At 66.1% G+C, this 23,639-nt stretch carries 26 protein-coding genes; 16 read left to right on the top strand and 10 right to left on the bottom strand.

Translation table 11 applies throughout. From position 1 onward, the window contains the following. Positions 1–97: 97 nt before the first annotated feature. The 4 genes from G481_RS0112020 (at position 98) to G481_RS0112005 (ending at position 2,476) form a co-directional block, all read left to right on the top strand. Positions 98–1,057, top strand: a complete 960-nt coding sequence (locus G481_RS0112020) for an acetyl-CoA carboxylase carboxyltransferase subunit alpha (protein ID WP_028030259.1) — start codon at positions 98–100, stop codon at positions 1,055–1,057. A 1-nt stretch (position 1,058) separates the two neighbouring features. Next, on the top strand, positions 1,059–1,373 hold the full coding sequence (gene sugE / locus G481_RS0112015) for a quaternary ammonium compound efflux SMR transporter SugE (RefSeq protein ID WP_028030258.1): 315 nt from the start codon (positions 1,059–1,061) through the stop codon (positions 1,371–1,373). 96 nt (positions 1,374–1,469) lie between these two features. Beyond that, positions 1,470–1,982, top strand: a complete 513-nt coding sequence (locus G481_RS0112010; protein WP_028030257.1) for an anthrone oxygenase family protein — start codon at positions 1,470–1,472, stop codon at positions 1,980–1,982. Between the two features lie 2 nt (positions 1,983–1,984). Beyond that, the gene (locus G481_RS0112005; protein ID WP_028030256.1) at positions 1,985–2,476 is read left to right on the top strand and encodes a GNAT family N-acetyltransferase; all 492 of its coding nucleotides are present in this window, start codon (positions 1,985–1,987) and stop codon (positions 2,474–2,476) included. Between the two features lie 118 nt (positions 2,477–2,594). On the opposite strand, the gene G481_RS0112000 is transcribed toward G481_RS0112005, so the two are convergent. Further along, on the bottom strand, positions 2,595–3,557 hold the full coding sequence (locus tag G481_RS0112000; RefSeq protein ID WP_028030255.1) for a zinc ABC transporter substrate-binding protein: 963 nt from the start codon (positions 3,555–3,557) through the stop codon (positions 2,595–2,597). A gap of 78 nt (positions 3,558–3,635) precedes the next feature. Between G481_RS0112000 and G481_RS0111995 the strand changes: the two genes are divergently transcribed. The 6 genes from G481_RS0111995 (at position 3,636) to G481_RS0111970 (ending at position 9,034) form a co-directional block, all read left to right on the top strand. Next, entirely contained in the window at positions 3,636–4,118 is a 483-nt protein-coding gene (locus tag G481_RS0111995; protein WP_028030254.1) for a Fur family transcriptional regulator, read from the top strand. Next, entirely contained in the window at positions 4,115–4,888 is a 774-nt protein-coding gene (locus G481_RS0111990) for a metal ABC transporter ATP-binding protein (RefSeq protein ID WP_028030253.1), read from the top strand. Before G481_RS0111995 ends, G481_RS0111990 begins: the two co-directional genes overlap by 4 nt. Beyond that, positions 4,881–5,684 carry a metal ABC transporter permease gene (locus G481_RS0111985; protein ID WP_028030252.1) on the top strand — a complete coding sequence of 268 codons (804 nt, stop codon included), beginning with the start codon at positions 4,881–4,883 and terminating at the stop codon, positions 5,682–5,684. Before G481_RS0111990 ends, G481_RS0111985 begins: the two co-directional genes overlap by 8 nt. A gap of 203 nt (positions 5,685–5,887) precedes the next feature. After that, entirely contained in the window at positions 5,888–6,520 is a 633-nt protein-coding gene (locus tag G481_RS0111980) for an ATP-dependent Clp protease proteolytic subunit (RefSeq protein WP_028030251.1), read from the top strand. Between the two features lie 96 nt (positions 6,521–6,616). Continuing rightward, positions 6,617–7,885, top strand: a complete 1,269-nt coding sequence (clpX, locus tag G481_RS0111975) for an ATP-dependent Clp protease ATP-binding subunit ClpX (protein WP_028030250.1) — start codon at positions 6,617–6,619, stop codon at positions 7,883–7,885. A gap of 177 nt (positions 7,886–8,062) precedes the next feature. Beyond that, the gene (locus tag G481_RS0111970) at positions 8,063–9,034 is read left to right on the top strand and encodes a Bug family tripartite tricarboxylate transporter substrate binding protein (protein ID WP_051294492.1); all 972 of its coding nucleotides are present in this window, start codon (positions 8,063–8,065) and stop codon (positions 9,032–9,034) included. Positions 9,035–9,072: 38 nt separating this feature from the next. Here G481_RS0111970 and G481_RS0111965 read toward each other — a convergent pair whose 3' ends face one another. Beyond that, positions 9,073–9,870, bottom strand: coding sequence for an SDR family NAD(P)-dependent oxidoreductase (locus G481_RS0111965; RefSeq protein ID WP_028030248.1), 798 nt, complete (start codon positions 9,868–9,870; stop codon positions 9,073–9,075). Positions 9,871–10,001: 131 nt separating this feature from the next. Here G481_RS0111965 and G481_RS0111960 point away from each other — a divergent pair, with 131 nt between their 5' ends. After that, positions 10,002–10,391, top strand: coding sequence for a RidA family protein (locus tag G481_RS0111960; RefSeq protein ID WP_028030247.1), 390 nt, complete (start codon positions 10,002–10,004; stop codon positions 10,389–10,391). On the opposite strand, the gene G481_RS25145 is transcribed toward G481_RS0111960, so the two are convergent. Then, a complete protein-coding gene (locus tag G481_RS25145; RefSeq protein WP_154664593.1) occupies positions 10,388–11,380 on the bottom strand; it encodes a Hint domain-containing protein in 993 nt (330 codons plus the stop codon). The two genes, G481_RS0111960 and G481_RS25145, sit on opposite strands and share 4 nt — an antisense overlap. 191 nt (positions 11,381–11,571) lie before the next feature. Between G481_RS25145 and G481_RS0111950 the strand changes: the two genes are divergently transcribed. The 5 genes from G481_RS0111950 to proB all read left to right on the top strand — a co-directional run bounded on the left by G481_RS0111950 (position 11,572) and on the right by proB (position 14,979). Further along, entirely contained in the window at positions 11,572–11,946 is a 375-nt protein-coding gene (locus G481_RS0111950; RefSeq protein WP_028030246.1) for an NADH:ubiquinone oxidoreductase subunit NDUFA12, read from the top strand. Next, positions 11,943–12,425: an outer membrane lipid asymmetry maintenance protein MlaD gene (mlaD, locus tag G481_RS0111945; RefSeq protein ID WP_028030245.1), complete on the top strand. Its 483-nt coding sequence runs from the start codon at positions 11,943–11,945 to the stop codon at positions 12,423–12,425. Before G481_RS0111950 ends, mlaD begins: the two co-directional genes overlap by 4 nt. After that, positions 12,422–12,778 carry a DUF2155 domain-containing protein gene (locus G481_RS0111940; protein WP_028030244.1) on the top strand — a complete coding sequence of 119 codons (357 nt, stop codon included), beginning with the start codon at positions 12,422–12,424 and terminating at the stop codon, positions 12,776–12,778. The genes mlaD and G481_RS0111940 overlap by 4 nt, the downstream gene beginning before the upstream one ends. Positions 12,779–12,847: 69 nt before the next feature. Further along, complete coding sequence (gene obgE / locus G481_RS0111935; protein ID WP_028030243.1) at positions 12,848–13,876, top strand: GTPase ObgE; 1,029 nt, start codon at positions 12,848–12,850, stop codon at positions 13,874–13,876. Beyond that, positions 13,864–14,979 carry a glutamate 5-kinase gene (gene proB, locus G481_RS0111930; RefSeq protein WP_028030242.1) on the top strand — a complete coding sequence of 372 codons (1,116 nt, stop codon included), beginning with the start codon at positions 13,864–13,866 and terminating at the stop codon, positions 14,977–14,979. Before obgE ends, proB begins: the two co-directional genes overlap by 13 nt. A 235-nt stretch (positions 14,980–15,214) precedes the next feature. Here proB and G481_RS0111925 read toward each other — a convergent pair whose 3' ends face one another. The 7 genes from G481_RS0111925 to G481_RS0111895 form a co-directional block, all read right to left on the bottom strand. Beyond that, positions 15,215–16,561: an aspartate aminotransferase family protein gene (locus G481_RS0111925; RefSeq protein ID WP_028030241.1), complete on the bottom strand. Its 1,347-nt coding sequence runs from the start codon at positions 16,559–16,561 to the stop codon at positions 15,215–15,217. A 24-nt stretch (positions 16,562–16,585) separates the two neighbouring features. Then, entirely contained in the window at positions 16,586–18,019 is a 1,434-nt protein-coding gene (locus G481_RS0111920; protein ID WP_028030240.1) for an amidohydrolase family protein, read from the bottom strand. Positions 18,020–18,028: 9 nt separating this feature from the next. Continuing rightward, on the bottom strand, positions 18,029–19,090 hold the full coding sequence (locus tag G481_RS23645; RefSeq protein ID WP_035025918.1) for an ABC transporter ATP-binding protein: 1,062 nt from the start codon (positions 19,088–19,090) through the stop codon (positions 18,029–18,031). Next, positions 19,087–20,079, bottom strand: coding sequence for an ABC transporter ATP-binding protein (locus G481_RS0111910; protein WP_028030239.1), 993 nt, complete (start codon positions 20,077–20,079; stop codon positions 19,087–19,089). The genes G481_RS23645 and G481_RS0111910 overlap by 4 nt, the downstream gene beginning before the upstream one ends. 72 nt (positions 20,080–20,151) lie before the next feature. Further along, positions 20,152–21,738 carry an ABC transporter substrate-binding protein gene (locus G481_RS0111905; protein WP_028030238.1) on the bottom strand — a complete coding sequence of 529 codons (1,587 nt, stop codon included), beginning with the start codon at positions 21,736–21,738 and terminating at the stop codon, positions 20,152–20,154. 75 nt (positions 21,739–21,813) lie between these two features. Then, positions 21,814–22,704: an ABC transporter permease gene (locus G481_RS0111900; protein ID WP_028030237.1), complete on the bottom strand. Its 891-nt coding sequence runs from the start codon at positions 22,702–22,704 to the stop codon at positions 21,814–21,816. Continuing rightward, positions 22,701–23,639 carry an ABC transporter permease gene (locus tag G481_RS0111895; RefSeq protein ID WP_028030236.1) on the bottom strand — a complete coding sequence of 313 codons (939 nt, stop codon included), beginning with the start codon at positions 23,637–23,639 and terminating at the stop codon, positions 22,701–22,703. The genes G481_RS0111900 and G481_RS0111895 overlap by 4 nt, the downstream gene beginning before the upstream one ends.

The following is a 23,639-nucleotide window of genomic DNA, read 5'->3' as shown; positions in this document are numbered from 1 at the left end:
AGGCAAGGCGCGCGCCGATCTGCCAGGTCGCTTGCCGGTGGAGTTGCATCGGGGCGCTGTCTTGGCCATATAGGCAGCGACCCTTGGGGAGAATGCGATGCAGTATCTGGAATTCGAAAAGCCGCTGGCAGAGATCGAAGGCAAGGCCGAGGAGCTGCGCGCCATGGCCCGGGCGAATTCCGAGATGGATGTCAGCAAGGAAGCCGAGGCACTGGACCGCAAGGCCGAGGTGCTGCTGAAGGATCTGTACAAGGATCTGACTCCCTGGCGCAAATGCCAGGTCGCGCGCCATCCTGACCGGCCGCATTGCCGCGATTATATCGAGGCGCTGTTCACCGAATACACCCCGCTGGCCGGGGACCGCAACTTTGCCGACGATCACGCCGTGATGGGGGGGCTTGCGCGCTTCAACGACCGTCCGGTCATGGTGATCGGCCAGGAAAAGGGCCACGACACCAAAAGCCGGATCGAGCGCAATTTCGGCATGGCCCGGCCCGAAGGCTATCGCAAGGCGATCCGGCTGATGGACATGGCAGGGCGGTTCGGCCTGCCGGTCATCACGCTGGTCGACACGCCCGGCGCCTATCCTGGCAAGGGCGCGGAAGAGCGCGGGCAGGCCGAGGCGATTGCGCGGTCCACCCAGAAATGCCTGGAAATTGGCGTTCCGCTGTTGACCGTGATCATCGGCGAGGGCGGCTCGGGCGGGGCGGTGGCGCTGGCGACGGCGAACCGCGTGGCGATGCTGGAACATTCCGTCTATTCGGTGATTACCCCCGAAGGCTGCGCCAGCATCCTGTGGAAGGACGCCGAGCGCGCCAAGGATGCCGCCGAGGCGCTGCGCCTGACCGCGCAGGATCTGCAAAAGCTGGGTGTGGTCGACCGCATCGTCAAGGAACCGCTGGGCGGTGCGCAGCGCGACCGCGCTGCCGCCATCGAGGCGGTGGGCAAGGCGATCGAGACCATGCTGAAGGAGCTGTCCGGCAAGAAGCCGGACTGGCTGGTCAAGGATCGGCGGCAGAAGTTCCTGGATATGGGCACCAAGGGTCTGGCGGCCTGACATGAACCCCTGGGCGGTTCTGGTCATTGCCGGCGTCTTTGAGATCGTCTGGGCGCTGGGGCTGAAGTATTCCGAGGGCTTCACGCGGTTCTGGCCGTCGGCCATCACGCTGATCGGCGCCTTGGCCAGCTTCTGGCTGCTGGCCCATGCGATGAAATCGCTGCCGGCCGGCACCGCCTATGCCGTCTGGACAGGCATCGGGGCGCTGGGGGTGGCGATCTTCGGCATGATCCTGCTGGGCGAGGGGGCAAGCCCGTTGCGGCTGGCGGGAATTGGCTTCATCGTCGCGGGAATCGTTGCGCTCAAACTCGCCTGAGGCGCGACGGAAGTGGGCACCGGCCACGTTCGATCCGAGAGCCTTCGGACCGCATGTGGGGTGCTGTCTGAGTTCGACCAGAATGGAGGTGCCCTGATGCGCGCCCTTGCGATTGTCACGGCCTTTCTTGGCGTCATGTTTGCCGGCGCGATCTTCGGGTTCTTCTATGCATGGCTGTGTTCGACCATGTGGGGGCTGGATACGGCCGATCCGCGCGTGGCCATGGCGGCGATGCAGGCGATGAATGGCAGCGTCAGGAATGCCGTCTTTGCCCCGGCCTTCTTCGGAACGCCCGTGGTGCTGGCACTGGCGGCCTTGCTGGGGGCGCGCGTGATGCGCGGGGCGGGGCTGGCGCTTGGGGCTGCGGCGCTGGTCTATGCCGTGGCGGCGCTGTTCGTGACCTTGCAGGTGAATGTCCCGATGAACGAGGTGCTCGCCGTGACCCCGGTGCCCGACGATATCGCGGCCGCGCGCGAGATCTGGGCCGGCTATTCGCCGCGCTGGCAAGAGTTCAACCTGATCCGCACGGTGGCATCGGGGGTTTCGCTGGCTTTGGCGGTGCTGGGCTTTGGCCTGTTGGCCCGGCCCGAGCGGCGCAAGGCGTTCTGAGCATGGCCCTGACGGTGCGCCCCGGCCAGCCAGAGGATGCGGCGGCGCTGGCAGCCATCTTGAACGCGATCATCGCGCAAGGCGGCACCACGGCGCTGGAAGACCCCTATACGCCCGAGGCGCTGAGCCGCGCCTATATCGACGGACCGGATGCGCTGAGCTGCATCGTCGTCGAAGGTGATGGGGCTGTGCTGGGCTTTCAGTCTCTGGCGCGCCATCAGGGCCTGCCGCAGGCCTGGGCCGACATTGCCACCTTTACCCGGCAGCACGGCAAGGTGCCGGGGGCGGGGACCGCGCTGTTTGCCGCGACGCGGGCTGCCGGGCGGGCCTTGGGGATTGCGACGATCAACGCGACGATCCGGGCCGATAATACCGGCGGGCTGGCCTATTACCGCAAGATGGGCTTCGTGCAATATCGCTGCCGTGCCGCAGTCCCGCTGCGCGATGGCACGCTGGTGGACCGGCTGGATCATCGGCTGGATCTGATCGGCTAGAGGCTCCCGCAGGGCGTGCAGCGCGCAAGGCGCGCCGCCTTCCTTTGGGCCGGGCGCCGCGCGTTGCGCGCGGCGTGCCTCCGGCGGGGGTATTTTGAAAAAGGCAAAGCCTGCCAGGTCAGTTCAGGCAGCTTGCCAGTTTGCCTGCAAGATCTGCCAGCAGGGTCTCGTAGAGGTCTGGTCCTGGCTCGAGGCTGCTGCCCGACGGGTCGAGCGTTGCGCCGATCCGGGTGCCGGTGCCTTCGACCAGCGTGGTCAGCAGTTTCGGGTCGTGCTGGGCTTCGGGGAAGGCGCAGAGGATCTTGCCCTCGATCAGTTGCGCGCGCACCTCCGACAGATGCGCCGCGCCCGGTGCGGCCGCATCGCCCAGCGAGATGCTGCTGGCGACCGTCAGACCGTAGTGTCCGGTGAAATAGCCATAGGCATCGTGGAACACCACGAAGGAGCGGTCCTTGAGCGGGGCGAGGTCGCTTGCAAGGCGCGTGTCCAGCGCCTTGATGCGTTCGCCCGCGGCACGGGCATTGGCGGCATAGGTGGCGGCATTCGGGGCATCCTGTTCCGACAGTTCGGCTGCGATGGCATCGAGCCAGACCAGAGCATTCGCAGGGTCGAGCCAGGCATGCGGGTCAAGGCCGGAATGGGCGTGGTCGCCGTGATCGTCCTGTGTCCCATGATCGCCGTGATCATCGGCCTGGGCGTCGTGGTCATGGTCGCCCTCGGTGGCTGCGTGCTCGTGCGGACCCTCACCGAAATTGCGGCGAAATGTTCCTTGCAGCCCCAGCAGGTCCAGCCGGTGTGCCTTGCCGCCGATCCCGTCCAGCGCGCGGTCAAGCCAGGGGGTCATCTGCGGCCCGATCCAGACCACCAGATCGGCCTTTTGCAGGCCGGCCGCCTGGCTGGGGCGCAGGGCAAAGCTGTGGGCATTCGCGCCGCGGTCCAGCAGCAGATCGGGCTGGCCCAGATCGCCCATCACCAGCGAGGCCAGCGCATGAACCGGGGGAATGTCCGTGACAACGCGCGGAACTTCGGCCATCACGGGCGCAGGCAGCAGGGCCAGCAGGGCTGCGAGGGAAAATCTCATGTCGGGCCTCCGTCGGGCTTTCAGTCGGTGCGCGATGAGTGTATGTAATAAGATAACATGTCAAGAGAGGATCGCCCGATGACCGATCCGGCCACGCCGTTCCAGTCCCATGACCATCACGCCTGCGCTGACAGTGCGCTGGCCGAGGCCGAGCGGCTGGTCAAGGCACGCGGTGCGCGCCTGACCCCGGTTCGGCGGCGCACGCTGGAGATCTTGCTGGAATCGCATCGGGCGATGGGCGCCTATGACGTGCTGGACCGGCTGGCCGCTGAAGGCTACGGGCGGCAGCCGCCGGTGGCCTATCGGGCACTGGAATTCCTTGTAGATCAGGGGCTTGCGCATCGTGTTCAGCTGTTGAACGCCTTTGCCGCCTGCATGGATCCGGCGCATGACCATCAGCCGGCCTTTCTGATCTGCCGCAGCTGCAACCGCATTGCCGAGGCCCCGGCCGAAACCGTCCGATCCGCGCTGCAATCCGCCGTTGCCGAGACCGGCTTTGCCGTTGATCGTCTGAGCGTCGAGGCCACGGGCCTGTGCCCGGCCTGTCAGGAGGCCGCATGACCGCGCTGATCGAGGCTCATGGCCTGACCGTCCGTCTGGGCGGTCACGAGGTGTTGAGCGGCGTCGATTTCCACATCGCGCCGGGCGAGATCGTGACAGTTCTGGGCCCGAACGGGTCGGGCAAATCCACCCTGCTGCGGGCGCTGATGGGGATTGTCGCCCCGTCGTCCGGCCAGATCACCCGCGCGCCGGGGCTGCGCATCGGCTATGTGCCGCAAAAGCTGGCGATCGACCGGAACCTGCCGCTGACGGTGCGCCGGTTCCTGTCGCTGCCCCGGCGGGTCAGCGATGCGCAGGCCATGGCGGCGCTGGACCGGACCGGCCTGCCGCAAGCGCTGGCCGGGCGCCAGCTGGGCGCGCTGTCGGGCGGGCAGCTGCAACGGGTGCTGCTGGCGCGGGCCCTGCTGGGCAACCCGCAGATCCTGGTGCTGGACGAGGCCACGCAGGGGCTGGACCAGCCGGGCGAGGCGGCCTTCTACCGCCTGATCGAGGATATCCGCGCCGAAACCGGAGCCGCCGTGCTGATGGTCAGCCATGACCTGCATGTGGTTATGGCGGCCTCGGACCGGGTGGTCTGCCTCAACGGCCATGTCTGCTGCGAAGGCACGCCCCGTGTCGTGTCGACCGCGCCGGAATATCGCGCCTTGTTCGGGCTGGGCACGCAAGGCGCGCTGGCGCTTTACCGCCATGAACACGACCACGGGCACGATCATGCCCACGACCATCCGCACGACCACAGCCACCCGCACGAGCCGCACCATCATGCTTGACGATTTCCTGACCCGCGCCGCCCTTGCCGGAACCGGGGTCGCCGTGGCGGCCGGGCCGCTGGGCTCTTTCGTGGTCTGGCGGCGGATGGCCTATTTCGGCGATGCGACGTCACATGCCGCGATCCTTGGCGTTGCGCTGGCGCTGGCGCTGGGCCTGCCGGTGATCGCGGGCACCACGCTGGTCGCGCTGGCCATGGCGGGCACGGTGTCGGCGCTGGCCGGGCGCGGCTGGGCGATGGATACCACGCTGGGGGTGCTGGCCCATTCGGCGCTGGCCTTCGGCCTCGTGGCAGTGTCGTTCCTGCCCGGGGTCCGGGTCGATCTGTCCGCGTTCCTCTTTGGCGATATCCTGGCCGTCGGCCGCGCGGATCTGGCCTTCATCTGGCTGGGCGCACTGGCCGTTGCGGTCCTGCTGGCCTGGCGCTGGCAGGCACTGCTGACATCGACGCTGAACGAGGATCTGGCCTGCTCTGCCGGCCTCCATCCGGGGCGCGAGCGGCTGGTGCTGACGCTCTCGCTCGCCATCGTCGTGGCTGTGGCGCTCAAGGTCGTCGGGGCGCTGCTGATTGCGGCGCTGCTGATCGTGCCTGCCGCTGCCGCCCGCTCGCTCGCCCGCACACCCGAGGCCATGGCGATCGGCGCCACGCTGATCGCGATCCTTGCCACCTTCGGCGGTCTTGGCCTCTCCATCACCCACGACACGCCCGCCGGCCCCTCGATCATCGCGGCCGCCGCCGTGCTCTTTGCCCTGCTGCTCGCCCTCTCTGCCGTGCGCCGCGGCCAGCTTTCGCCTTGATGCAAATATCCCCGCCGGAGGCACGCCGCGCGGCACGCGCGGCGCCCGGCCCAAAGGAAGCAGCCGGGCCTTGCCCGGCGCACGACCTGCGGGAGCCGCCCGGCAATTTTCCCCCCGCCCCTTGCGGGGGGCAGGACGCGCCACTAAGACTCTGGCAAGGCCCGCTGTGGCAGAACCCGACAATAACCGAAGGCAGGCGAGACATGCGCGATCCGGCAGACTTCTACATGAACACCCTCGTCCCCATGGTCGTCGAACAGACCAGCCGGGGCGAACGGGCCTATGACATCTTCTCGCGCCTGCTGAAGGAACGGATCATCTTCCTGTCCGGCCCGGTGCATGATGGCATGTCCACGCTGATCGTGGCCCAGCTGCTGTTCCTCGAGGCGGAAAACCCCACCAAGGAAATCAGCATGTACATCAACAGCCCCGGGGGGGTCGTCACCTCGGGCCTGTCGATCTACGACACGATGCAATACATCAAGCCCAAGGTCTCGACCCTGGTGGTCGGGCAGGCAGCCTCGATGGGCTCGCTGCTGCTGACCGCAGGCGAAAAGGGCATGCGCTTCTCGCTGCCCAACAGCCGCGTCATGGTGCACCAGCCCTCGGGCGGCTATCAGGGCCAGGCGACCGACATCCTGATCCACGCGCGCGAGACGGAAAACCTCAAGCGCCGGCTGAACGAGATCTACGTCAAGCACACCGGCAACGACTATGCGACCGTCGAAGCCGCGCTGGAGCGGGACAATTTCATGTCCGCCGAGGCCGCCAAGGCCTGGGGCCTGATCGACGAGATCGTCGACAGCCGTGGCAAGGCGGACGCCGAGACGAAGTGACCTGATCCGCCGAAGGGCGATTAGGCGTTGTGATGGGCGCGGCGCTCCCGTAATCTCATGGGGGCGCGACGAGGTAAGGCCAAGGGAACGTAACGCATGGCAAGCAATTCGGGCGACAGCAAGAACACCCTCTACTGCTCGTTCTGCGGAAAGAGCCAGCACGAGGTGCGCAAGCTGATCGCGGGCCCGACCGTGTTCATCTGCGACGAATGCGTCGAGCTGTGCATGGACATCATCCGCGAGGAAACGAAATCCTCGGGCCTGAAATCCACCGATGGTGTTCCCACCCCGCGTGAAATCGCCAAGGTGCTGGACGATTACGTCATCGGCCAGGATCACGCCAAGCGCGTGCTTTCGGTGGCGGTGCACAACCACTACAAGCGGCTCAACCATTCCGGCGGCAAGGCCGGCGAGGTGGAACTGGCCAAGTCGAACATCCTGCTGATCGGTCCGACCGGCACCGGCAAGACGCTGCTGGCGCAGACGCTGGCGCGCATCCTGGATGTGCCGTTCACCATGGCCGATGCCACCACGCTGACCGAGGCAGGCTATGTCGGCGAGGATGTGGAAAACATCATCCTCAAGCTCTTGCAGGCATCCGAATACAATGTCGAACGCGCACAGCGCGGCATCGTCTATATCGACGAGGTCGACAAGATCACCCGCAAGTCCGACAACCCCTCGATCACCCGCGATGTCTCGGGCGAAGGGGTGCAGCAGGCCCTGCTGAAGATCATGGAGGGCACGGTTGCCAGCGTGCCGCCGCAAGGCGGGCGCAAGCATCCGCAGCAGGAATTCCTGCAGGTCGATACCACGAACATCCTGTTCATCTGCGGCGGCGCCTTTGCCGGCCTTGAACGCATCATCGCGCAGCGCGGCAAGGGCACCGGCATCGGCTTTGGCGCCGATGTCAAGGACCCCGAGGCGCGCGGCGTGGGCGAGCTGTTCCGCGAGCTGGAGCCCGAGGATCTGCTGAAATTCGGCCTGATCCCGGAATTCGTCGGCCGTCTGCCGGTGATCGCCACGCTGAACGATCTCGACGAGGACGCGCTGGTCACCATTCTGACCGAGCCGAAGAACGCGCTGGTCAAGCAATACCAGAAGCTCTTCGAGATCGAGGGCGTCAAGCTGATCTTCGCCCCCGATGCGCTGTCGGCCATCGCCAAGCGCGCGATCAAGCGCAAGACCGGCGCCCGTGGCCTGCGGTCGATCATGGAAGATATCCTGCTGGATACCATGTTCGAGCTGCCCGGCATGGAGGGTGTGCAAGAGGTTGTCGTGAACGAGGAAGTCGTGAACGGCACGGCCAAGCCGCTTCTGGTCCATACCGAAGGCAGCAAGAAGAAACAGGCCGCCAGCGCCTGATCGCTGCTCGCAGTTGCACTCCAGGGGCGGGCCGAAAGGTCCGCCCCTTTGATTTTCGGCATTCGGCAGGGGTCATTCTTGCGCCATGTGTGAAACTGTTCTGCGCCAGCGGCTATGTTTCCCGCCGCCATCTCCAAGGCAAAAGCACATCTGCCAAATGTCTTGGGAGGAACACTGATGGTCACCACTCGCCGCGCCCTGATGGGGGCGTTCGGAACCGCTCTTGCCGCACCGCTGCTGTCACGCGCTGCCTTCGCCGCAACCGACCCGATCACCTTCGTGGTGCCCTACAGCGCGGGCGGCTCGGTCGACGGGCTGACGCGCGCCCTGGCCGATGGTCTGTCGCGCACCACCGACCGCACCTATCTGGTCGAAAACAAGCCGGGCGCGAATGGCATCATCGGGGCACAATATGTCGCCAGCACCCGCAGCCCGCAGACCACGCTGTTTGTCGGCGGCACGGGGCCGGTTTCGCTGAACCTGCTGCTGCGCAAGCAACTGCCGTACAAGGCCAGCGATTTCAAATCGGTGTCTTATGTGGCCAATGGTCCGCTGACGGTCACCGTGCCGGTGTCCTCGGGGCTGACCACGCTGGCAGAGTTTGTCGAGCGTGCCAAGACCCAGGGCAAGCCGATGCGCTTTGGCACCTTCGGGCCGGGCAGCCTGAGCCAGATCTTTGGCGCGATGCTCAGCCAGGAATTCGGGATCGACGTGACCGAGGTCGCCTATAAATCGACCGCCGAAGAGGTCCGCGACATCCTTGGCGGCCAGGTCGATTTCACCGTTTCCTCGCCGCTGGGCGTGCTGGGGCAGATCAATGCCGGCACGATGAAGATGCTGGCGCTGGCGCGCGACGAGCGGATGGCCCAGCTGCCCGACGTTCCGACCTTTGCCGAACTTGGCCATCCGGGGATGACCACGTCGTTCTGGACCGGGATCTTCGCGCCTGCCGCCATGGAGGATGCGCTGGTGACCAAGATCAACGCCGACATCGATTCGGTGCTGCAATTGCCCGAGATTTCGGCGCTGCTGGAAAAGATCGGCCAGTTCAAGGTGGGCGGGGCGCCTGACGCGATGGTTCGCCAGCTGGACGAAGACCGCGAAAAGTATGGGGCGATCATCAAGACCCGCAATATCACGGTCGAATGACCATAGGGCAGGGGGCCATCAGGCCCCCTGTCGCATTTTCAGGCCCCGTAGGCGCGCGGGATATGCGCCATCAGGGTGTCGGAAAAGCCGCCATCCACCACGATCTCGGCCCCGTTCACATAGGACGCACGCGGGCTGGACAGATAGATCACCGCATCGGCCAGTTCTGCCGGATCGCCGATCCGGCGCAGCGGCACCACCGCCTCGCGCCGGGCCCGGTCATCGGGGTGGCGGTAGAACTGTTCGGAAAGCGGCGTGATGAACAGGCCCGGGCTGACCGAATTGGTGCGGATATTGTCCGGCCCCCATTCCAGTGCCAGTTGCCGTGTCAGCATGGCGATCGCGGCCTTGCCCATGGAATAGCCGCCCGAGCCAGGCTGTGCATTATGCCCGGCGATCGAGGCGATGTTCACGATGGCGCCGGCCGCGCTGGCATCGCGATGACGCCGGAACGCCTGTGCACAGCGCAGATAGCCGCCGACATTGACGGTCATCTGGCGCTCCCAGGCGGCCAGATCCAGATCGGCCAGCGGGGCCGAGGCCGACATGGCCGCATTGTTCACAAGGACATGCGGCGCGCCCAGGCGGCTTTCGCAGGCGGCAAAGGCGGCATTGACCGAGCCCGTATCGCCAACGTCCACCGCCATGAACTGGCAGCGCGGGCCGCTGGCCGCGAAGTCGGCCATGGCGCCTGCCTCGTCTTGCGGCGCGCGGTCCAGCAGCAGCACCTTTGCCCCCGCGCCCAGAAAGGCATGGGCCATCGCCCGGCCCAGCCCGCCAAGCCCCCCGGTAATCACGCAGACCTTGTCGGACAATCCTGGCCAATCCGCTGTCATGTCATCTCTCCCTTATCAGCCGGTCGCGGCGACGCTAAGGTGGCGCTGCGGCAAGGTCCATGCCCCGGACCCGGCGCGGTGCCGTGCTGGTGGCGGGGCTGGCCAGCATCAAGGCACAAGGGGGTTGACTTATGCGGCGACTGATTTCTTCGGGCTCGCGATTCGAGGCAGACATCGGCTATTCCCGTGCCGTCATGCTGGATGGCTGGGTCTTTGTGTCCGGCACGACGGGCTATGACTATGCCACGATGACGCTGCCCGAGGATGTGGAAACACAATGCGCCAACACGCTTGCCACGATCTCGCATGCGCTGGCCGAGGTCGGCTGCGGGCTGGATGACGTGGTGCGTGTGCGCTACATCCTGCCCGACCGGCAGGATTTCCCCAAGCTCTGGCCCCAGCTGTCGCGGGCCTTTGCCAAGGCGCGTCCGGCCGCCACGATGATCGAGGCGCGCCTGATGGAGGACGCCATGAAGATCGAGATCGAGGTCACCGCCCGCTTGCCGGACCAGCCGCGCTAGACCGCGATCCGCCCGGCGCCAAGGCCATGCAGCACCCGCTCGGCCATCGCCTCGCGCCGTGTCAGGAAGGGGCGCGCAGCATCGGGGTGCTGGCCGGTCGCCAGCATCGGGAACAACAGGCCGATCTCGCGCCGGGCCGGGCCGGGCAGCGCCTTGATCGCCTGTTCCCCCAGATACAGCGATTCGGTGGCGCAGCCTTCGGCCAGGATGATCTCGTGCCGGTCAAAGAGCAGGTGGTGATAGCTGATCCGGCGCTCGACCGGGCTGAGCGCGATACCCTTGCGCCCGATCAGGTGCTTGGCCGCGATCAGCCGCTCGGCCGTGCCGATGCGCACCAGAATGCGGTGCTGCTGCGTGACCTGCAGATCGCGGCGGGGGCGGCCAGGCCCAAGCGCGCCGGCGGCGATCCGGACCGGGCGCAGGCGCTGCTCGATCATCTGTTCGGCACGGCTGACCATGCGCTGCCCGGTCCAGCGGATCGGCTGCAACCCGTGGTCCAGCGTCTGGACCATATCGCCAGGAACAAGCCGTTCAATCGCGACCAGCCCGCGGGCGGTGCGGATTCGGGTCCCGTTGGCAAGGCAGATCGGCATCGGGTTCGGCAGGTTGAACCCGGCGCCAGGGTCGATGTTGAACGAGATCATCAGCCCCGACAATGGCGGCAGGCCGTTCGGGAAATGCAGGTAGACATTGCCGTCCACCTTGAAGGCCATGACCGGCACGGACAGCAATGGAATGCCCAGAAGCGTGACCGTCGAGGCCGTTCCGGCGCCAAGATAGTCGATCGTGCTGGCCGTCCCCCCACCGATCGAGGCCGTGGATACCCCGTCGCTGGCCTGGTTCAACGTTCCGTCATCATCGACGAATGTCGCCGTCTGCGCGCCGCTTCCTGTGTTCAGCACACTGACATTGAGCAATCCCCCCGTCGAGAGGGACAGCAGGCTTCCGGTATACTGGTACACATTCGCAATCGTAGAGGTCACTGACACGGCGAGCCTCCTGAGGTGGCAGAGATGATTTGAACTTGTGGCCTTACTTCAACATGCGACACTCAACATAGGGTTGCCGAAATGCGGCGTTTTCCGGGCCCTTTGCCGACGAAATCTTGTGCTGTCGTTGCCGCTGGATCTTGCCGCAGCGATGGTCCATAGAGAGGCAAGCAAATGCCGGAGGAATCCCGATGAAATTCCTGCTCAGCTTCCTGACCTGGTGGAACAGCCAGACGCTGAACACCCGCTTCTTCACCTGGCGGAAAGGCGTGAAGGTGGGTGAGGACGATCAGGGCAACGTCTATTATCGCTCGCGCGATGGCAAGAAGCGCTGGGTGATCTTCAATGGCGAAATGGAAGCCAGCCGCGTGCCGCCCGACTGGCACGGCTGGCTGCATTACACCTGGGACGAGCCGCCGACCGAAAAGCCGCTGGCGCACAAGCCCTGGGAAAAGCCGCATCACGAAAACCTGACCGGCACCGACGCGGCCTATCTGCCCGCCGGCTCGCTGCGCCGTGCTGCCCCCGCCGAACGCCGCGACTATGAGGCGTGGCAACCGGAATGAGCGGCGAGAACCTCACCGAGGTCGCCGTCGGCGGCGGCGTTCTGGCCGTTGCGCTGGGGTTCCTGTTCTACGCGACTCAGGTCACGGGGCTTGGGCCTCAGCCCGGCAATTATGAACTGCGCGCCGCCTTCCGCTCTGTCGAGGGGGTGCGGGTCGGCACCGATGTGCGCATGGGCGGGGTCAAGATCGGGGCGATCACCAAGCTTGATCTGAACCCCCAGACCTTCATGGCCGAGGCGCGCTTTACCATCCGCGACGGGATCGAACTGCCCGACGACAGCACGGCGCTGATCTCGTCCGAAGGGCTGCTGGGCGGCAATTTCCTGGAAATCATGCCCGGCGGGTCGCCCTTCAATCTGGAGCCGGGCGCCGAGGTCGAGGATACGCAGGGTGCCGTCAGCCTGACCTCGCTTCTGATGAAGTTTGTCGGCGGCGCGGCCGAAGACACGCTCAAGAACGGGGGCGGGGCCGGCCAATGATCCGGCGCGCGGCCCTTGCCCTGTGTCTGGCCGGCAGTGCGGCAGGCGCCCAGACCATGACCGAGGCGCCGGGCGCGGAACTGCGCTGGCTGGACAAGGCCTCGGGCGAGACGGCCGATGTCGAAATGTCGCGCGGGCAATCGGCGGTCTGGGGGCGGCTGACCATCCAGCTCGACAGCTGCCGTTATCCGGCCGACAATCCGACGGGCGAGGCCTATGCCCATCTGACCATCCGCGACAGCCTGCAAGAGGCGCCGGTGTTCTCGGGCTGGATGGTGGCCTCCAGCCCGGCCTTGTCGGCGCTGGATCATCCGCGCTATGACGTCTGGGTGCTGCGCTGCCTTGCGCGATAGGCTGTTGAGCCTGTCCCCCCGGATGATGTAGGAAGCGGGCCGCAACCTCGTCCCGGAAAGGACCATGCCATGAAGTTCCTCGACCTTGCCAAGGTCTACATCCGCTCGGGCGGCGGGGGCGCGGGCTGCGTGTCGTTCCGGCGCGAGAAGTTCATCGAATTCGGCGGCCCCGATGGCGGCGACGGTGGCAACGGCGGGTCCGTCTACGCCGAGGCGGTCGAAGGTCTGAACACGCTGATCGACTTTCGCTATCAGCAGCATTTCTTCGCCAAGTCGGGGCAGGGCGGCATGGGCAGCCAGCGCACCGGCAAGACGGGCGACGACATCGTGCTGAAAGTGCCGGTCGGCACCGAAATCCTCGAAGAGGACGAGGAAACCATCATCGCCGACCTGACCCACCCCGGCCAGCGCGTGCTGCTGGCGCAGGGCGGCAATGGCGGCTGGGGCAACCTGCGGTTCAAATCCTCGACCAACCGGGCGCCCGCGCGGGCCAATCCGGGGCAGGAAGGTGTCGAACGCACCATCTGGCTGCGGCTGAAGCTGATCGCCGATGCGGGGCTGGTGGGGCTGCCGAACGCGGGCAAATCGACCTTCCTGGCGGCCACCTCGAACGCGCGGCCGAAGATCGCGGATTACCCCTTCACCACGCTGGTTCCGAACCTTGGGGTTGTGGGCGTTGACGGCAAGGAATTCGTGATGGCCGACATTCCCGGTCTGATCGAAGGCGCCTCCGAAGGGCGGGGGCTGGGCGATCAGTTCCTCGGCCATGTCGAACGCTGCGCGGTGCTCTTGCATCTGGTCGATGGCACGTCATCGACCATCACCAAGGATTACCGCACCATCGTGGCCGAACTCGACGCCTATGGTGGCAGCCTTGGCGACAAGCCGCGGATCCTCGCGATCAACAAGATCGACGCGCTGGATTCGAAAACGCTGTCGACTCGCCGCCGTGCGCTGGAAAAGGCCTCGGGTGGCAAGGTCTATGCGATTTCCGGCGCGGCCGGCCTTGGCCTGCAAGAGGTGCTGCGCGCCCTGATGTCGGAAATCGAGGCTCGCCGCGCGCCGGCTGAAAAGGATCAAGGACAATGGCGCCCCTAGGCCCCGATGTTGCCGCCGCCCGGCGGCTGGTGGTCAAGATCGGCTCTGCGCTGCTGGTCGACCGGGTGACGGGCCTGCGCGGCGACTGGCTGCGCGGTCTGGCCGAGGATGTGGCCGCCGCCCATGCGCGCGGCACCGATGTCATTCTGGTGTCCTCTGGCTCGATCGCGCTGGGGCGCCGGGTGCTGGGCCTGCCCGATGGACCCTTGCCGCTGGAACAGTCGCAGGCAGCGGCGGCGGTCGGCCAGATCCGCCTGGCCCGCGCCTACGAGGAAGTCCTGGTGCCCCACGGCCTCAAGGCCGCGCAGGTGCTGGTGACGCTGGAAGATACCGAAGACCGCCGCCGCTATCTGAACTCGCGCGCCACGCTGGCAACGCTTCTGTCGCTGGGTGTCATTCCCATCGTGAATGAAAACGACACCGTGGCCACCGACGAGATCCGATTTGGCGACAATGATCGCCTGGCCGCCCAGATCGCGGTGACGGTGGGGGCCGATCAGCTGATCCTGCTGTCCGATGTCGATGGCTTCTACACCGCCAACCCCAAGGAAGATCCGACCGCCCGGCGCTTTGACGTCGTCGATCACATCACCCCCGAGATCGAGGCGATGGCCGGCGATCCGATCTCGGGCCTCTCGAAGGGCGGGATGAAGACCAAGCTGATGGCCGCCAAGACCGCCGTTGCAGGCGGCTGCGCCATGGCGATCATGGAAGGGTCCACCTACCGCCCGCTTGCCGCGCTGGCGAATGGCGCAAATCGCACCTGGTTCGTCGCCGCAGGCGATCCGCAGGCGGCGCGCAAACGCTGGATCGCGGCGATGAAGCCGCGCGGCAGCATCGTTGTCGATGCAGGCGCGGTCGCTGCCTTGAACGCGGGCAAGTCGCTGCTGCCTGCCGGGGTGCGCGGCGTCACCGGCCAGTTCGGCCGGGGCGAGCCGGTGCGGATCGAAGGCCCGGATGGCGCCGAGCTGGGCAAGGGCCTGATCCGCTATACCGCCGCCGAGACCCGCGCCATCGCTGGCCACCGCTCGGGCGAGATCGAGACGATCCTCGGCTATCCTGGCCGCGCTGCACTGATCCACCGCGACGACATGGCGCTCTGACGTCGGGCCATCTCCGCGGCCCGATCACCGCAGCCCCCCTTGGGCATACGCTGGCCTCAACTCGCTTGCGCGTGCCCTGTCAGGGCGCGCGAACAAACCGGCGCCCCCGCCCGGCAATCTCCCGGCCTTTCTCAAGGCCGCTTTGCCTTTTTCAAAATACCCCGGGGGCAGGACTGCCCTTGACGCCGCGCGGCAGTGACAGGGGGCAGCGCCCCCCATCCCTGCCGGTAACGCCTCAGCCCCGCTCGGCCGCCACCGCGTCGAGTGCCGCCTTGGCGATGGCAAACATCTCCTTCACCTGCGCCTCGGTGATGATCAGCGGCGGGCAGAAACAGATCGAATCGCCGATACCGCGAATGATCAGCCCTTCGGCCTGCATCCGGTCTGCAACAAAGGCGCCAGCCGCGCCTGGCTTGTCCCAGCCTTTCAGCTCTACCGCGCCGATCAGCCCGACGCCCCGGGCGTGCCGGGCCAGCGGATGCTGCGCCAGCTCTTTCAGCCCCGCCTGGAACATCGGCGCCAGCCGGGCGGCATTGCCGACCAGATCGCGTTCCTCGATGATCTTCAGGTTCTCCAGCCCCACGGCCGTCGCCACCGGATGGCCCGAGGCGGTGAAGCCATGGCCGAACGAGCCGATGCGGTGCGATTCATCGGCCACCGGCTGATAGAAGGCATCGTTGATCACGATGGCCGACAGCGGCAGATAGGACGACGACAGCTGTTTCGACAGCACCAGCACATCGGGCACGATACCATAGGTCTCGCAGGCGAACATCTTGCCGGTGCGGCCGAACCCGCAGATCACCTCGTCGGCGACCAGCAGAATGTCATGCTTCTTCAGGATCGCCTGCACCCCGGCCCAATACCCTGCCGGCGGCGGCAGCACGCCGCCCGCGCCCATCACCGGCTCGCCCCACATGGCGGCGATGGTCTCGGGGCCTTCACGCTCGATCAGCGCTTCCAGATCGGCCAGCATGCGGGCGGTGAACTGGGCTTCGGTCTCGCCCTCGGCCCCGAACAGCTCGAAGCTGGGGCACGAGGTATGGACCATCCGGTCCAGCGGCAGGTCAAAGCTGGTATGGTTGCGCTCGATCCCGGTGATCGAGCCGGCGGCGATGGTCACGCCGTGATAGCCCTTGATCCGGCCGATGATCTTTTTCTTTTCCGGCTTGCCCATCGCGTTGGACCGATACCAGACCATCTTGGCCACCAGATCGTTCGCCTCGGACCCCGACGAGGTGAAATGCACCTTCGACATCGGGAACGGGATCATCGAGAGGATCTTTTCCGCCAGATCCACCGAAGGCCCGTGGGTCTTGTAGTTGAACTGGTGGTAATAGGGCAGCCTCGACATCTGCTCGAACGCAGCCTTGGCCAGACGCGGCTCGCCAAAGCCGACGGCGACCGACCACAGGCCTGCCAGCCCCTCGATATAGCGCTTGCCGGTGTTGTCGTAGACGTAGATCCCCTCGCCGCGTTCGATGACGACCGATCCGGTCTCTTCGTGTTTGCGCATGTCGGCCGCGGCGGGCATCTGATAGCGGATGTCGCGCGCTTCGGTCGAGTTGGGAAGAATGTCCATCGGTTTCGTCCTGTCTGGCGCGCCTTAGGCGCGGTATTCCGGAAAGCTGTTGGGCGACAGCTGGTCAATGGTGCGGTGGGCCCAGTCCTCGACATGCATGTTGTCCCACATGTGACGGGCGCCCTTTTGCAGGTTTGCGGTCAGCGTGCCCAAGTCATAGCCCGGAACGATCCGGTCGCGCATCACGAAAACCCCGTCGATCATGCTGGAATGCAGATCGTCGCTCTGGGCCGAATAGACGATGTTGCGCACCGGATCGCGCATCGGGGTCATGGTCATGCTGGCGGTTTCCCAGAACAGCAGGTCCGCCTTGGCCCCCTTGGCAATGCGGCCCAGATCGTCGCGCCCCAGCGCCTTGGCACCCGCCAGCGTGGCCGAGTTGAACACATCGGCCGCTGTCGCCACTTCGGTCCGGCGGTCCTGCACCTTGGACATGACAGCGGTCCAGCGCAGCCCTTCGATCATGCTTTGCGGGCAGGTGTCGGTGCCAAGGGTCATGGTGATGCCCTTGTCGAGGTATTTCGCATAGCTGTCCATCGCGATGCCGCGCCGGCAATAGACCCAGACGCAATGCGCGACATTGGTGCCGCTGTCTGCCAGCAGGTCCAGATCGGGGGCGTGATAGTTCACCCAGCTTGACCCGCCCGGCATGATCGCATGGCCCATGATCAGTTCTGGCCCCAGAAAGCCGATGCGGTCCAGCCATTCGATGGGCGAGCAGCCATGACGGCGCACCATTTCCTGAAACTCGGGCACCGATTGCGAGGTATGCAGCGCGGTCGGAACCCCCATCTCGCGCGCCAGCGCCTTGGTTTTCCGCAGCAGGTCTTCGGAACAGGTATCGACCTGGGCAGGGCTGAGGAACCCTTGAATCCGCCCGTTCGCCCGGCCGGAATAGTCCTCGACGAACTTCACCGCATGGGCCAGCCCCGCCGCGCCATCGTCGCCGCGCGGGCGATAGCTGACGGTGCGGCCATCGTCGGTGAACCAGGTGGTCGAGGAATACATCTCGCCGATCCAGGCGCGCAGCCCGGCCTTTTCGCATTGCTCGGCAACATAGGGGCCCATCAGGCCCAGTTCCACGATAGTCGTGGTGCCGGTGCGGATCAGCTCGTGCATCGAGAAGTCCACCGCCGCCTTGCGGGCCTCGTTGGTCATGGCGCCCTTGCGCGCGGTCAGGAACTCGAACAGGCCAGACAGGTAGAAGTTGCGCGGCCCGCGATCCTCGACAAAGGACTTGTCCAGCGGCGATTCCGACAGGTGGGAATGGGTGTTGACGAAACCGGGCGTGATGATCTGGTGGCGGGCGTCGATCACCTCGTCGGCCTGGCCGGTGAATGTGCCGCCGCCGACATGGGCGATGCGGTCGTGTTCCACCACGATATGGCCATTCGTCAGATGGCGGTGGCCGCCGTCTTGAAAGGCGATGATGTGACCTGCGTTGATGACCTTGCGCATGGGCTCCTCCTAGCCTTGGGCAGCGCGGCGGCGGTCCAGAACCGCCAGGCGTTGTTGCAGCACGCCCGACATGGGCGCGGCGACCGAGGCGGGGATCGTCGCTGCCTCGTCAGGGAAATGGCAGGCGACCTGCTTGCCTGCCGTCTCGCGCAGATCGGGCCGGTCACGCGCGCAGATGTCGCGCGCGATGGGGCAGCGGGTGTGGAAGGCACAGCCCGATGGCGGGTTCAGCGCGCTGGGCATGTCGCCCTTGACCGCGCGGTCGGGCAGGGCGGCGCCGGGCACCGGCTTGGGCGCGGCCGCCACCAGGGCGCGGGTATAGGGATGGCGCGGGTCGCGGAAGATGGTTTCCGCATCGCCCATTTCCACGATGCGCCCCAGATACATCACGGCCACCCGGTCCGCGATATGGCGCACCACCGCCAGATCGTGGCTGATGAACACATAGGACAGGCCGAACTGGCGTTGCAGATCCTGAAGCAGGTTCACGATCTGCGCCTGCACCGACACATCCAGCGCCGAAACCGGCTCGTCGCAGACGATGATGCGCGGTTTCGTCGCCAGCGCCCGGGCAATGCAGATCCGCTGGCGCTGCCCGCCCGAGAATTCATGCGGATAGCGCCCGGCGTGGAAATCCGACAGGCCGACGGTTTTCAGCAGGTCCGACACCATCGCCTCGGCGGCGGCCCCGGTTGCCACCTTGTGCAGGATGATCGGCTCCAGCAGTGTCTCGCGCACCGTCATGCGCGGGTTGAGCGAGCCGAAGGGATCCTGGAACACCATCTGCATCTCGCGCCGCTTGTCGCGCAGCTGGCCGGGGGGCAGGGTGGTGATGTCCTTGCCATCCAGCAGGACATTGCCGGCGGTGGGTTCCGACAGCCGCAGGAGGGCGCGCCCCAGCGTGGACTTGCCGCAGCCGGATTCGCCCACGATGGCAAGGGTCTCGCCCTCCATCAGGCGGAAGTTCACGTCCGACACCGCCTGCACCGCGCCGATCTGGCGGTTCAGGATGCCCTTGTGCACCGGATAGTGCTTGGACAGGTTCATGGCTTCCAGAACGGGCGGCTTCATCGGGTGGCCTCCTCGATAGGGGCCTGCCAGCAGGCGACGAAATGCGACGGGGCGATTTCCCGCAAGGGCGGGCGTTCGGCGGTGCAGCGGCCATCGGCCAGCGGACAACGCGAGGCGAACTTGCAGCCGGGGATCAGCATATAGGGCGGCGGGACCGATCCGGGGATCGTCTCCAGCCGGTCCGAGGTGGTGTCGATGCGCGGCACGGCGGCCATCAGACCGATGGTATAGGGATGCTGCGGCGCCTCGAACAGCGAGGCGACGGGGGCGCGTTCGACGACATTCCCGGCATACATCACCACCACCTCGTCACAGGTTTCGGCAACGACGCCCAGGTCGTGGGTGATCAGCACGACGGATGCCCCGGTGCGCGCCGACAGATCGCGCATCAGCGCCAGGATCTGCGCCTGGATCGTCACGTCCAGCGCCGTGGTGGGTTCATCCGCGATCAGCAGTTGCGGATCGTTCGCCAGCGCAAGGGCGATCATCACCCGCTGCCGCTGACCGCCCGAAAGCTGGTGCGGAAAGTCGTCGGCGCGCTTTTCGGGCGAGGGCAGGCCGACCATCTTCAGCATCTCGATGGCCCGGGCGCGGGCCCTGGCGCGATCGGTCATGCCATGGGCGCGCAGGGATTCGATGATCTGGTCCGCGATCGTATAGACCGGGTTCAGGCTGGTCATCGGTTCCTGGAAGATCATGCCGATCTTGCCGCCGCGCAGCTTGCGCATCTCGGCCTCGGACAGCTTCAGCAGGCTTTTGCCTTCGAACAGGATGTCGCCGCCAGCATAGCGCGCCGGGGGCTGTGCCAGCAGCCGCATGATGGCCAGCGAGGTCACCGATTTTCCGCAGCCCGATTCCCCCACGATGCCCAGCGTCTTGCCGCGCGGCACCGAAAAGCTGATGCCATCGACCGCGCGGAACAGGCCGGCATCCGTGTGGAAATGGACATGCAGGTCGCGCACCTCGAGAAGCGGGTCGGCATCGGGCATCGGGGACTCCGGGGATGGCAGCAGGGCAGGATCGGCCCCGCGAAGACGCGGGACCGGCCAGGGATCAGGGGCTTACTTCACCACTTCCAGACCGAGGCCCTTGTAATAGGCCGCGCCATAGATCGGGTGGGCCGTCATCGGCTTCAGCTTGTCCGACTGCACGATGATGATCGGCGCATGATAGAGCGGCATCCAGTTCATCGCCTCGTGCACCTTGTAGAGCACCTTGCCGAAGTTCTCGGCCCGGCCCGCATCGTTGAGCGCCGAAGACCCGGCGGCCAGCCACTTGTCGGTGTCCTCGTCGGCCCAGTTGGTGCGGTTCGGCGCCGGGCGGTTGCTGGAGCGGAAATAGAGGTTCATCGCGTCACCGGCCGAGACATAGGGATAGGCCATGGTGAACATGTCGAATTCCTGGGTCGCCAGCTTGCCCCAGCCGACGGTCGGATCAAAGACGTTCAGCTGCACGTCGATGCCGACCTTCAGCAGTTCGGCCTGCACCGCCTGGATGATGTTGGGCCACACGCCCGACAGGCTGTAGAGCACTGGCTTCAGCTTGACGCCGTCCTTTTCGCGGATGCCATCGGCACCGACTTTCCAGCCGGCCTCGTCCAGCAGGGCCTTGGCCTTGTCGACGTCGTGGGTGGTGATCATCACCTTCTCGACCTCGGGGTTCCAGTCCAGCGTGTCGGTGGCGATATAGCTGTAGGCGGGCAACACCTTGCCATAGAACTGGTCCTCGACCAGCGCGGCGCGGTCAAAGGCGTAGTTGATCGCCTGGCGCACGGCCAGATCGGACACCGTGGGCTTGTCCAGCTTGAAGCCGACGAAATAGGTGTAGCGCGCCGATTCCGAGGCGCTGACGACAAAGCCCGGCGTTGCCTCGAACTGGTCAAGCGCGATGTAGGGCGCATAGTTGGTCGCATCGACCTGGCCGGTCATCAGCGCGGCGGTGATGGTGTTCGCCTCGGGGATGATGCTCCAGGTGACCTTTTCCACCTTGGCCGGCCCGGTGTTTTCATAGAAATCGGGGCCCCAGGTGTAGTTGGGGTTGCGCGTCATGGTGAAACGGTCGCGCGGCAGCCATTCGCCCCAGCAGAACGGCCCGGTGCCGTTGAAGCCGGCGACGCCGAAATCCGGGCCCAGCTTTTCGACCGTGTCCTTGTCGATCACCACGGCAAAGTTCTGCGTCAGCTGGTAAAGCAGCTCCGAGAACGGCGCCTTGAGCTTGTATTCCAGCGTGGTGTCGTCGATCGCGGTGATCTTGTCGACCGGGCCGGCGCGCCAGGCGACGGGCGATTTGGTTTCCGGGTTGATCCAGCGGTTGAAGCTGTAGGCGACATCGGCGGCGGTCATCTTCTTGCCATCGCAGAAGGTGACATCGTCGCGCAGATGGAAGGTATAGGTCGTGCCGTCGTCCGACACGTCCCAGCTTTTGGCAAGGCCGGGGCGCAGGGTCTTCATGTCGGGCTCGATGGCGACCAGCGTGTCGGCGATCATGAACAGCACTTCGGCGGCGGCAGTGGCCGTCACCTTGTGCGGGTCATAGCTGTTGGAATCGATCAGGCGGGCCAGCTTGACCTCTTGGGCGTGCAGGCCGGCTGCCGGCAGCGCGGCGGCCAGCGCCGCGCCCAGCAGCAGGGATGACTTTCGGGAAAACATGGCGTCGTGCTCCTTGTTGGCAGAATGAGGGTGGTGCTTGGTCCCGGCGCGTTCGGTGGCCGGGTTGGGGGTGGTTCAGGTCTGCAGGCGCGGGTCCAGCACATCGCGCAGCGCGTCGCCCGCAATATTGGCGGCCAGCACGATGATCAGGATCAGCACCGAAGGGATCACCGCGATATGCGGTGCGAACAGGAAGAAATCGCGCCCCTGCGCGGCCATCATGCCCAGTTCCGCCACCGGCGGGCGCGCCCCGAGGCCCAGGAACGACAGCGAGGCGGCAATCAGGATCAGCTGGCCGAACCGCAGGCTGAGGAAGATCAGGATCGAGGAAATCGCGTTGCGCAGCAGATAGCGGGTGAACAGCTGCCGGTCGGGCAGGCCAAGCGCGCGGCCGGCCTCGATGAATTCCTGCTTCATGATGCCCATGGCGATGCCGCGGGCGATCCTGGCACAATCGGGGATGGTGGAAACCACCAGCGCCAGCACCACCGGCATGATCCCCTGTCCCAGCGCGGCCACCAGTGCCAGCCCCAGCAGGATCGCCGGCAGCGACAGCAGCACGTCGGACAGGCGCATGATCCAGGGATCAAGCCGGGCATAGAATGCGGCCAGCAGGCCCAGGAACGATCCCAGCAGCCCGCCCACCAGAATGCTGGACAGCCCGATCAGCAGCGTCAGCCGCGTGCCATAGAGCAGCCGGCTGAGGATGTCGCGCCCTTGCGGATCGGTGCCCAGCAGAAAGTCCATCGACCCGCGCGCGGCCCAGGCGGGTGGCAGCATCACCTTGCGCGAGCTGGCATAGGGGTCATAGGGCGCAAGCCAGGGCGCCAGCGCGGCGGCGGCAAAGATCAGCACCAGCACGACCAGTGCCATCAGCGCCGCGCGGTCGCGCAGCAGGCGGCGCCACCAGGGCAGGCGCTGGGGCGGGGCAGTCATGGCGGGGGTCGCAGTAGCAGCGTCGGTCATTTCTGCACCCTCGGGTCAAGCACGGAATAGAGGATGTCGACGATCAGGTTGATCGCGATGAAGGTCAGCGCCATGGTCAGGATGCAGCCCTGCGCGATGGTGAAATCGCTCGACAGGATCGCGCCGACCGCCAGCCGCCCCACACCGGGCCAGCCAAAGATCGTCTCGGTCACCACCGCGCCGCCCAGAAGATAGCCGGCTTGCAGCCCCACCAGCGTCACCACCGGGATCAGCGCGTTGCGCAGCGCGTGGCGCACCACCACCGCGCGTTCGGTCAGCCCCTTGGCGCGGGCGGTGCGCACATGATCGAGCTTGAGCACCTCGAGCACCGAGGAGCGGGTCATCCGCGCCACCGGGCCGATGAACACCATGCCCAGCGACAGCGCGGGCAGCGCGATGTGGCGCAGCCCCTCGAGCGTCCAGACCGGGCCTTCGCGCCCGACAAAGGGCAGCCAGCGGAAGGTCAGGCCGAACAGCTGGATCAGCAGCAGGCAGATGAAGAAGACCGGTAGCGACACGCCCGCCACCGACAGCGCCATGATGGCGCGGTCGACCAGCGTGCCGCGCTTCATCGCGGCCAGCGTGCCCATGGCGATGCCCAGCGGGATCGACCAGATCAGGCAGGCCAGCATCAGTTCGACCGTCGGGCCGATGGCGGCGGCCAGTTCCTCGGTCACCGGCTTGTTGGAAATCATCGAGCGGCCGAAATCGCCGGCCAGCACCCGTTCGAAATACATCCAGAATTGCACGACCAGCGGCCGGTCAAGGCCCATGGACTTGCGGATTTCCTCGACCACTTCGGGGGGCGCGGTGGGGCCGGCCAGCACCACGGCCGGATCGCCCGGCACCAGTTGCAACAGCAGGAAGCCAAAGACCATCACCCCCAGCAGAACCGGGATCGACAGGCCGATGCGGCGCAAGAGCATGGCGAGCAT

It is taken from the genome of Gemmobacter nectariphilus DSM 15620 (genome assembly GCF_000429765.1).
GTDB lineage: Bacteria > Pseudomonadota > Alphaproteobacteria > Rhodobacterales > Rhodobacteraceae > Wagnerdoeblera > Wagnerdoeblera nectariphila.
Note: the sequence above shows the minus strand (reverse complement) of the source record. Positions and strands in the feature narration are given on the sequence as shown.

Coding starts and splice junctions, on each gene's coding strand:
- obgE (WP_028030243.1), top strand. CDS start 12,848: ATGAAGTTCCTCGACCTTGCCAAGGTCTACATCCGCTCGGGCGGCGGG.
- G481_RS0111920 (WP_028030240.1), bottom strand. CDS start 18,019: ATGCGCAAGGTCATCAACGCAGGTCACATCATCGCCTTTCAAGACGGC.
- sugE (WP_028030258.1), top strand. CDS start 1,059: ATGAACCCCTGGGCGGTTCTGGTCATTGCCGGCGTCTTTGAGATCGTC.
- G481_RS0111960 (WP_028030247.1), top strand. CDS start 10,002: ATGCGGCGACTGATTTCTTCGGGCTCGCGATTCGAGGCAGACATCGGC.
- G481_RS0111985 (WP_028030252.1), top strand. CDS start 4,881: ATGCTTGACGATTTCCTGACCCGCGCCGCCCTTGCCGGAACCGGGGTC.
- mlaD (WP_028030245.1), top strand. CDS start 11,943: ATGAGCGGCGAGAACCTCACCGAGGTCGCCGTCGGCGGCGGCGTTCTG.
- G481_RS0111970 (WP_051294492.1), top strand. CDS start 8,063: ATGGTCACCACTCGCCGCGCCCTGATGGGGGCGTTCGGAACCGCTCTT.
- proB (WP_028030242.1), top strand. CDS start 13,864: ATGGCGCCCCTAGGCCCCGATGTTGCCGCCGCCCGGCGGCTGGTGGTC.
- clpX (WP_028030250.1), top strand. CDS start 6,617: ATGGCAAGCAATTCGGGCGACAGCAAGAACACCCTCTACTGCTCGTTC.
- G481_RS0111990 (WP_028030253.1), top strand. CDS start 4,115: ATGACCGCGCTGATCGAGGCTCATGGCCTGACCGTCCGTCTGGGCGGT.
- G481_RS0111995 (WP_028030254.1), top strand. CDS start 3,636: ATGACCGATCCGGCCACGCCGTTCCAGTCCCATGACCATCACGCCTGC.
- G481_RS0112000 (WP_028030255.1), bottom strand. CDS start 3,557: ATGAGATTTTCCCTCGCAGCCCTGCTGGCCCTGCTGCCTGCGCCCGTG.
- G481_RS0111925 (WP_028030241.1), bottom strand. CDS start 16,561: ATGGACATTCTTCCCAACTCGACCGAAGCGCGCGACATCCGCTATCAG.
- G481_RS23645 (WP_035025918.1), bottom strand. CDS start 19,090: ATGAAGCCGCCCGTTCTGGAAGCCATGAACCTGTCCAAGCACTATCCG.
- G481_RS0111910 (WP_028030239.1), bottom strand. CDS start 20,079: ATGCCCGATGCCGACCCGCTTCTCGAGGTGCGCGACCTGCATGTCCAT.
- G481_RS0111950 (WP_028030246.1), top strand. CDS start 11,572: ATGAAATTCCTGCTCAGCTTCCTGACCTGGTGGAACAGCCAGACGCTG.
- G481_RS0112005 (WP_028030256.1), top strand. CDS start 1,985: ATGGCCCTGACGGTGCGCCCCGGCCAGCCAGAGGATGCGGCGGCGCTG.
- G481_RS0112010 (WP_028030257.1), top strand. CDS start 1,470: ATGCGCGCCCTTGCGATTGTCACGGCCTTTCTTGGCGTCATGTTTGCC.
- G481_RS0111895 (WP_028030236.1), bottom strand. CDS start 23,639: ATGCTCGCCATGCTCTTGCGCCGCATCGGCCTGTCGATCCCGGTTCTG.
- G481_RS0111905 (WP_028030238.1), bottom strand. CDS start 21,738: ATGTTTTCCCGAAAGTCATCCCTGCTGCTGGGCGCGGCGCTGGCCGCC.
- G481_RS0111940 (WP_028030244.1), top strand. CDS start 12,422: ATGATCCGGCGCGCGGCCCTTGCCCTGTGTCTGGCCGGCAGTGCGGCA.
- G481_RS0111965 (WP_028030248.1), bottom strand. CDS start 9,870: ATGACAGCGGATTGGCCAGGATTGTCCGACAAGGTCTGCGTGATTACC.
- G481_RS0111980 (WP_028030251.1), top strand. CDS start 5,888: ATGCGCGATCCGGCAGACTTCTACATGAACACCCTCGTCCCCATGGTC.
- G481_RS0112020 (WP_028030259.1), top strand. CDS start 98: ATGCAGTATCTGGAATTCGAAAAGCCGCTGGCAGAGATCGAAGGCAAG.
- G481_RS0111900 (WP_028030237.1), bottom strand. CDS start 22,704: ATGACCGACGCTGCTACTGCGACCCCCGCCATGACTGCCCCGCCCCAG.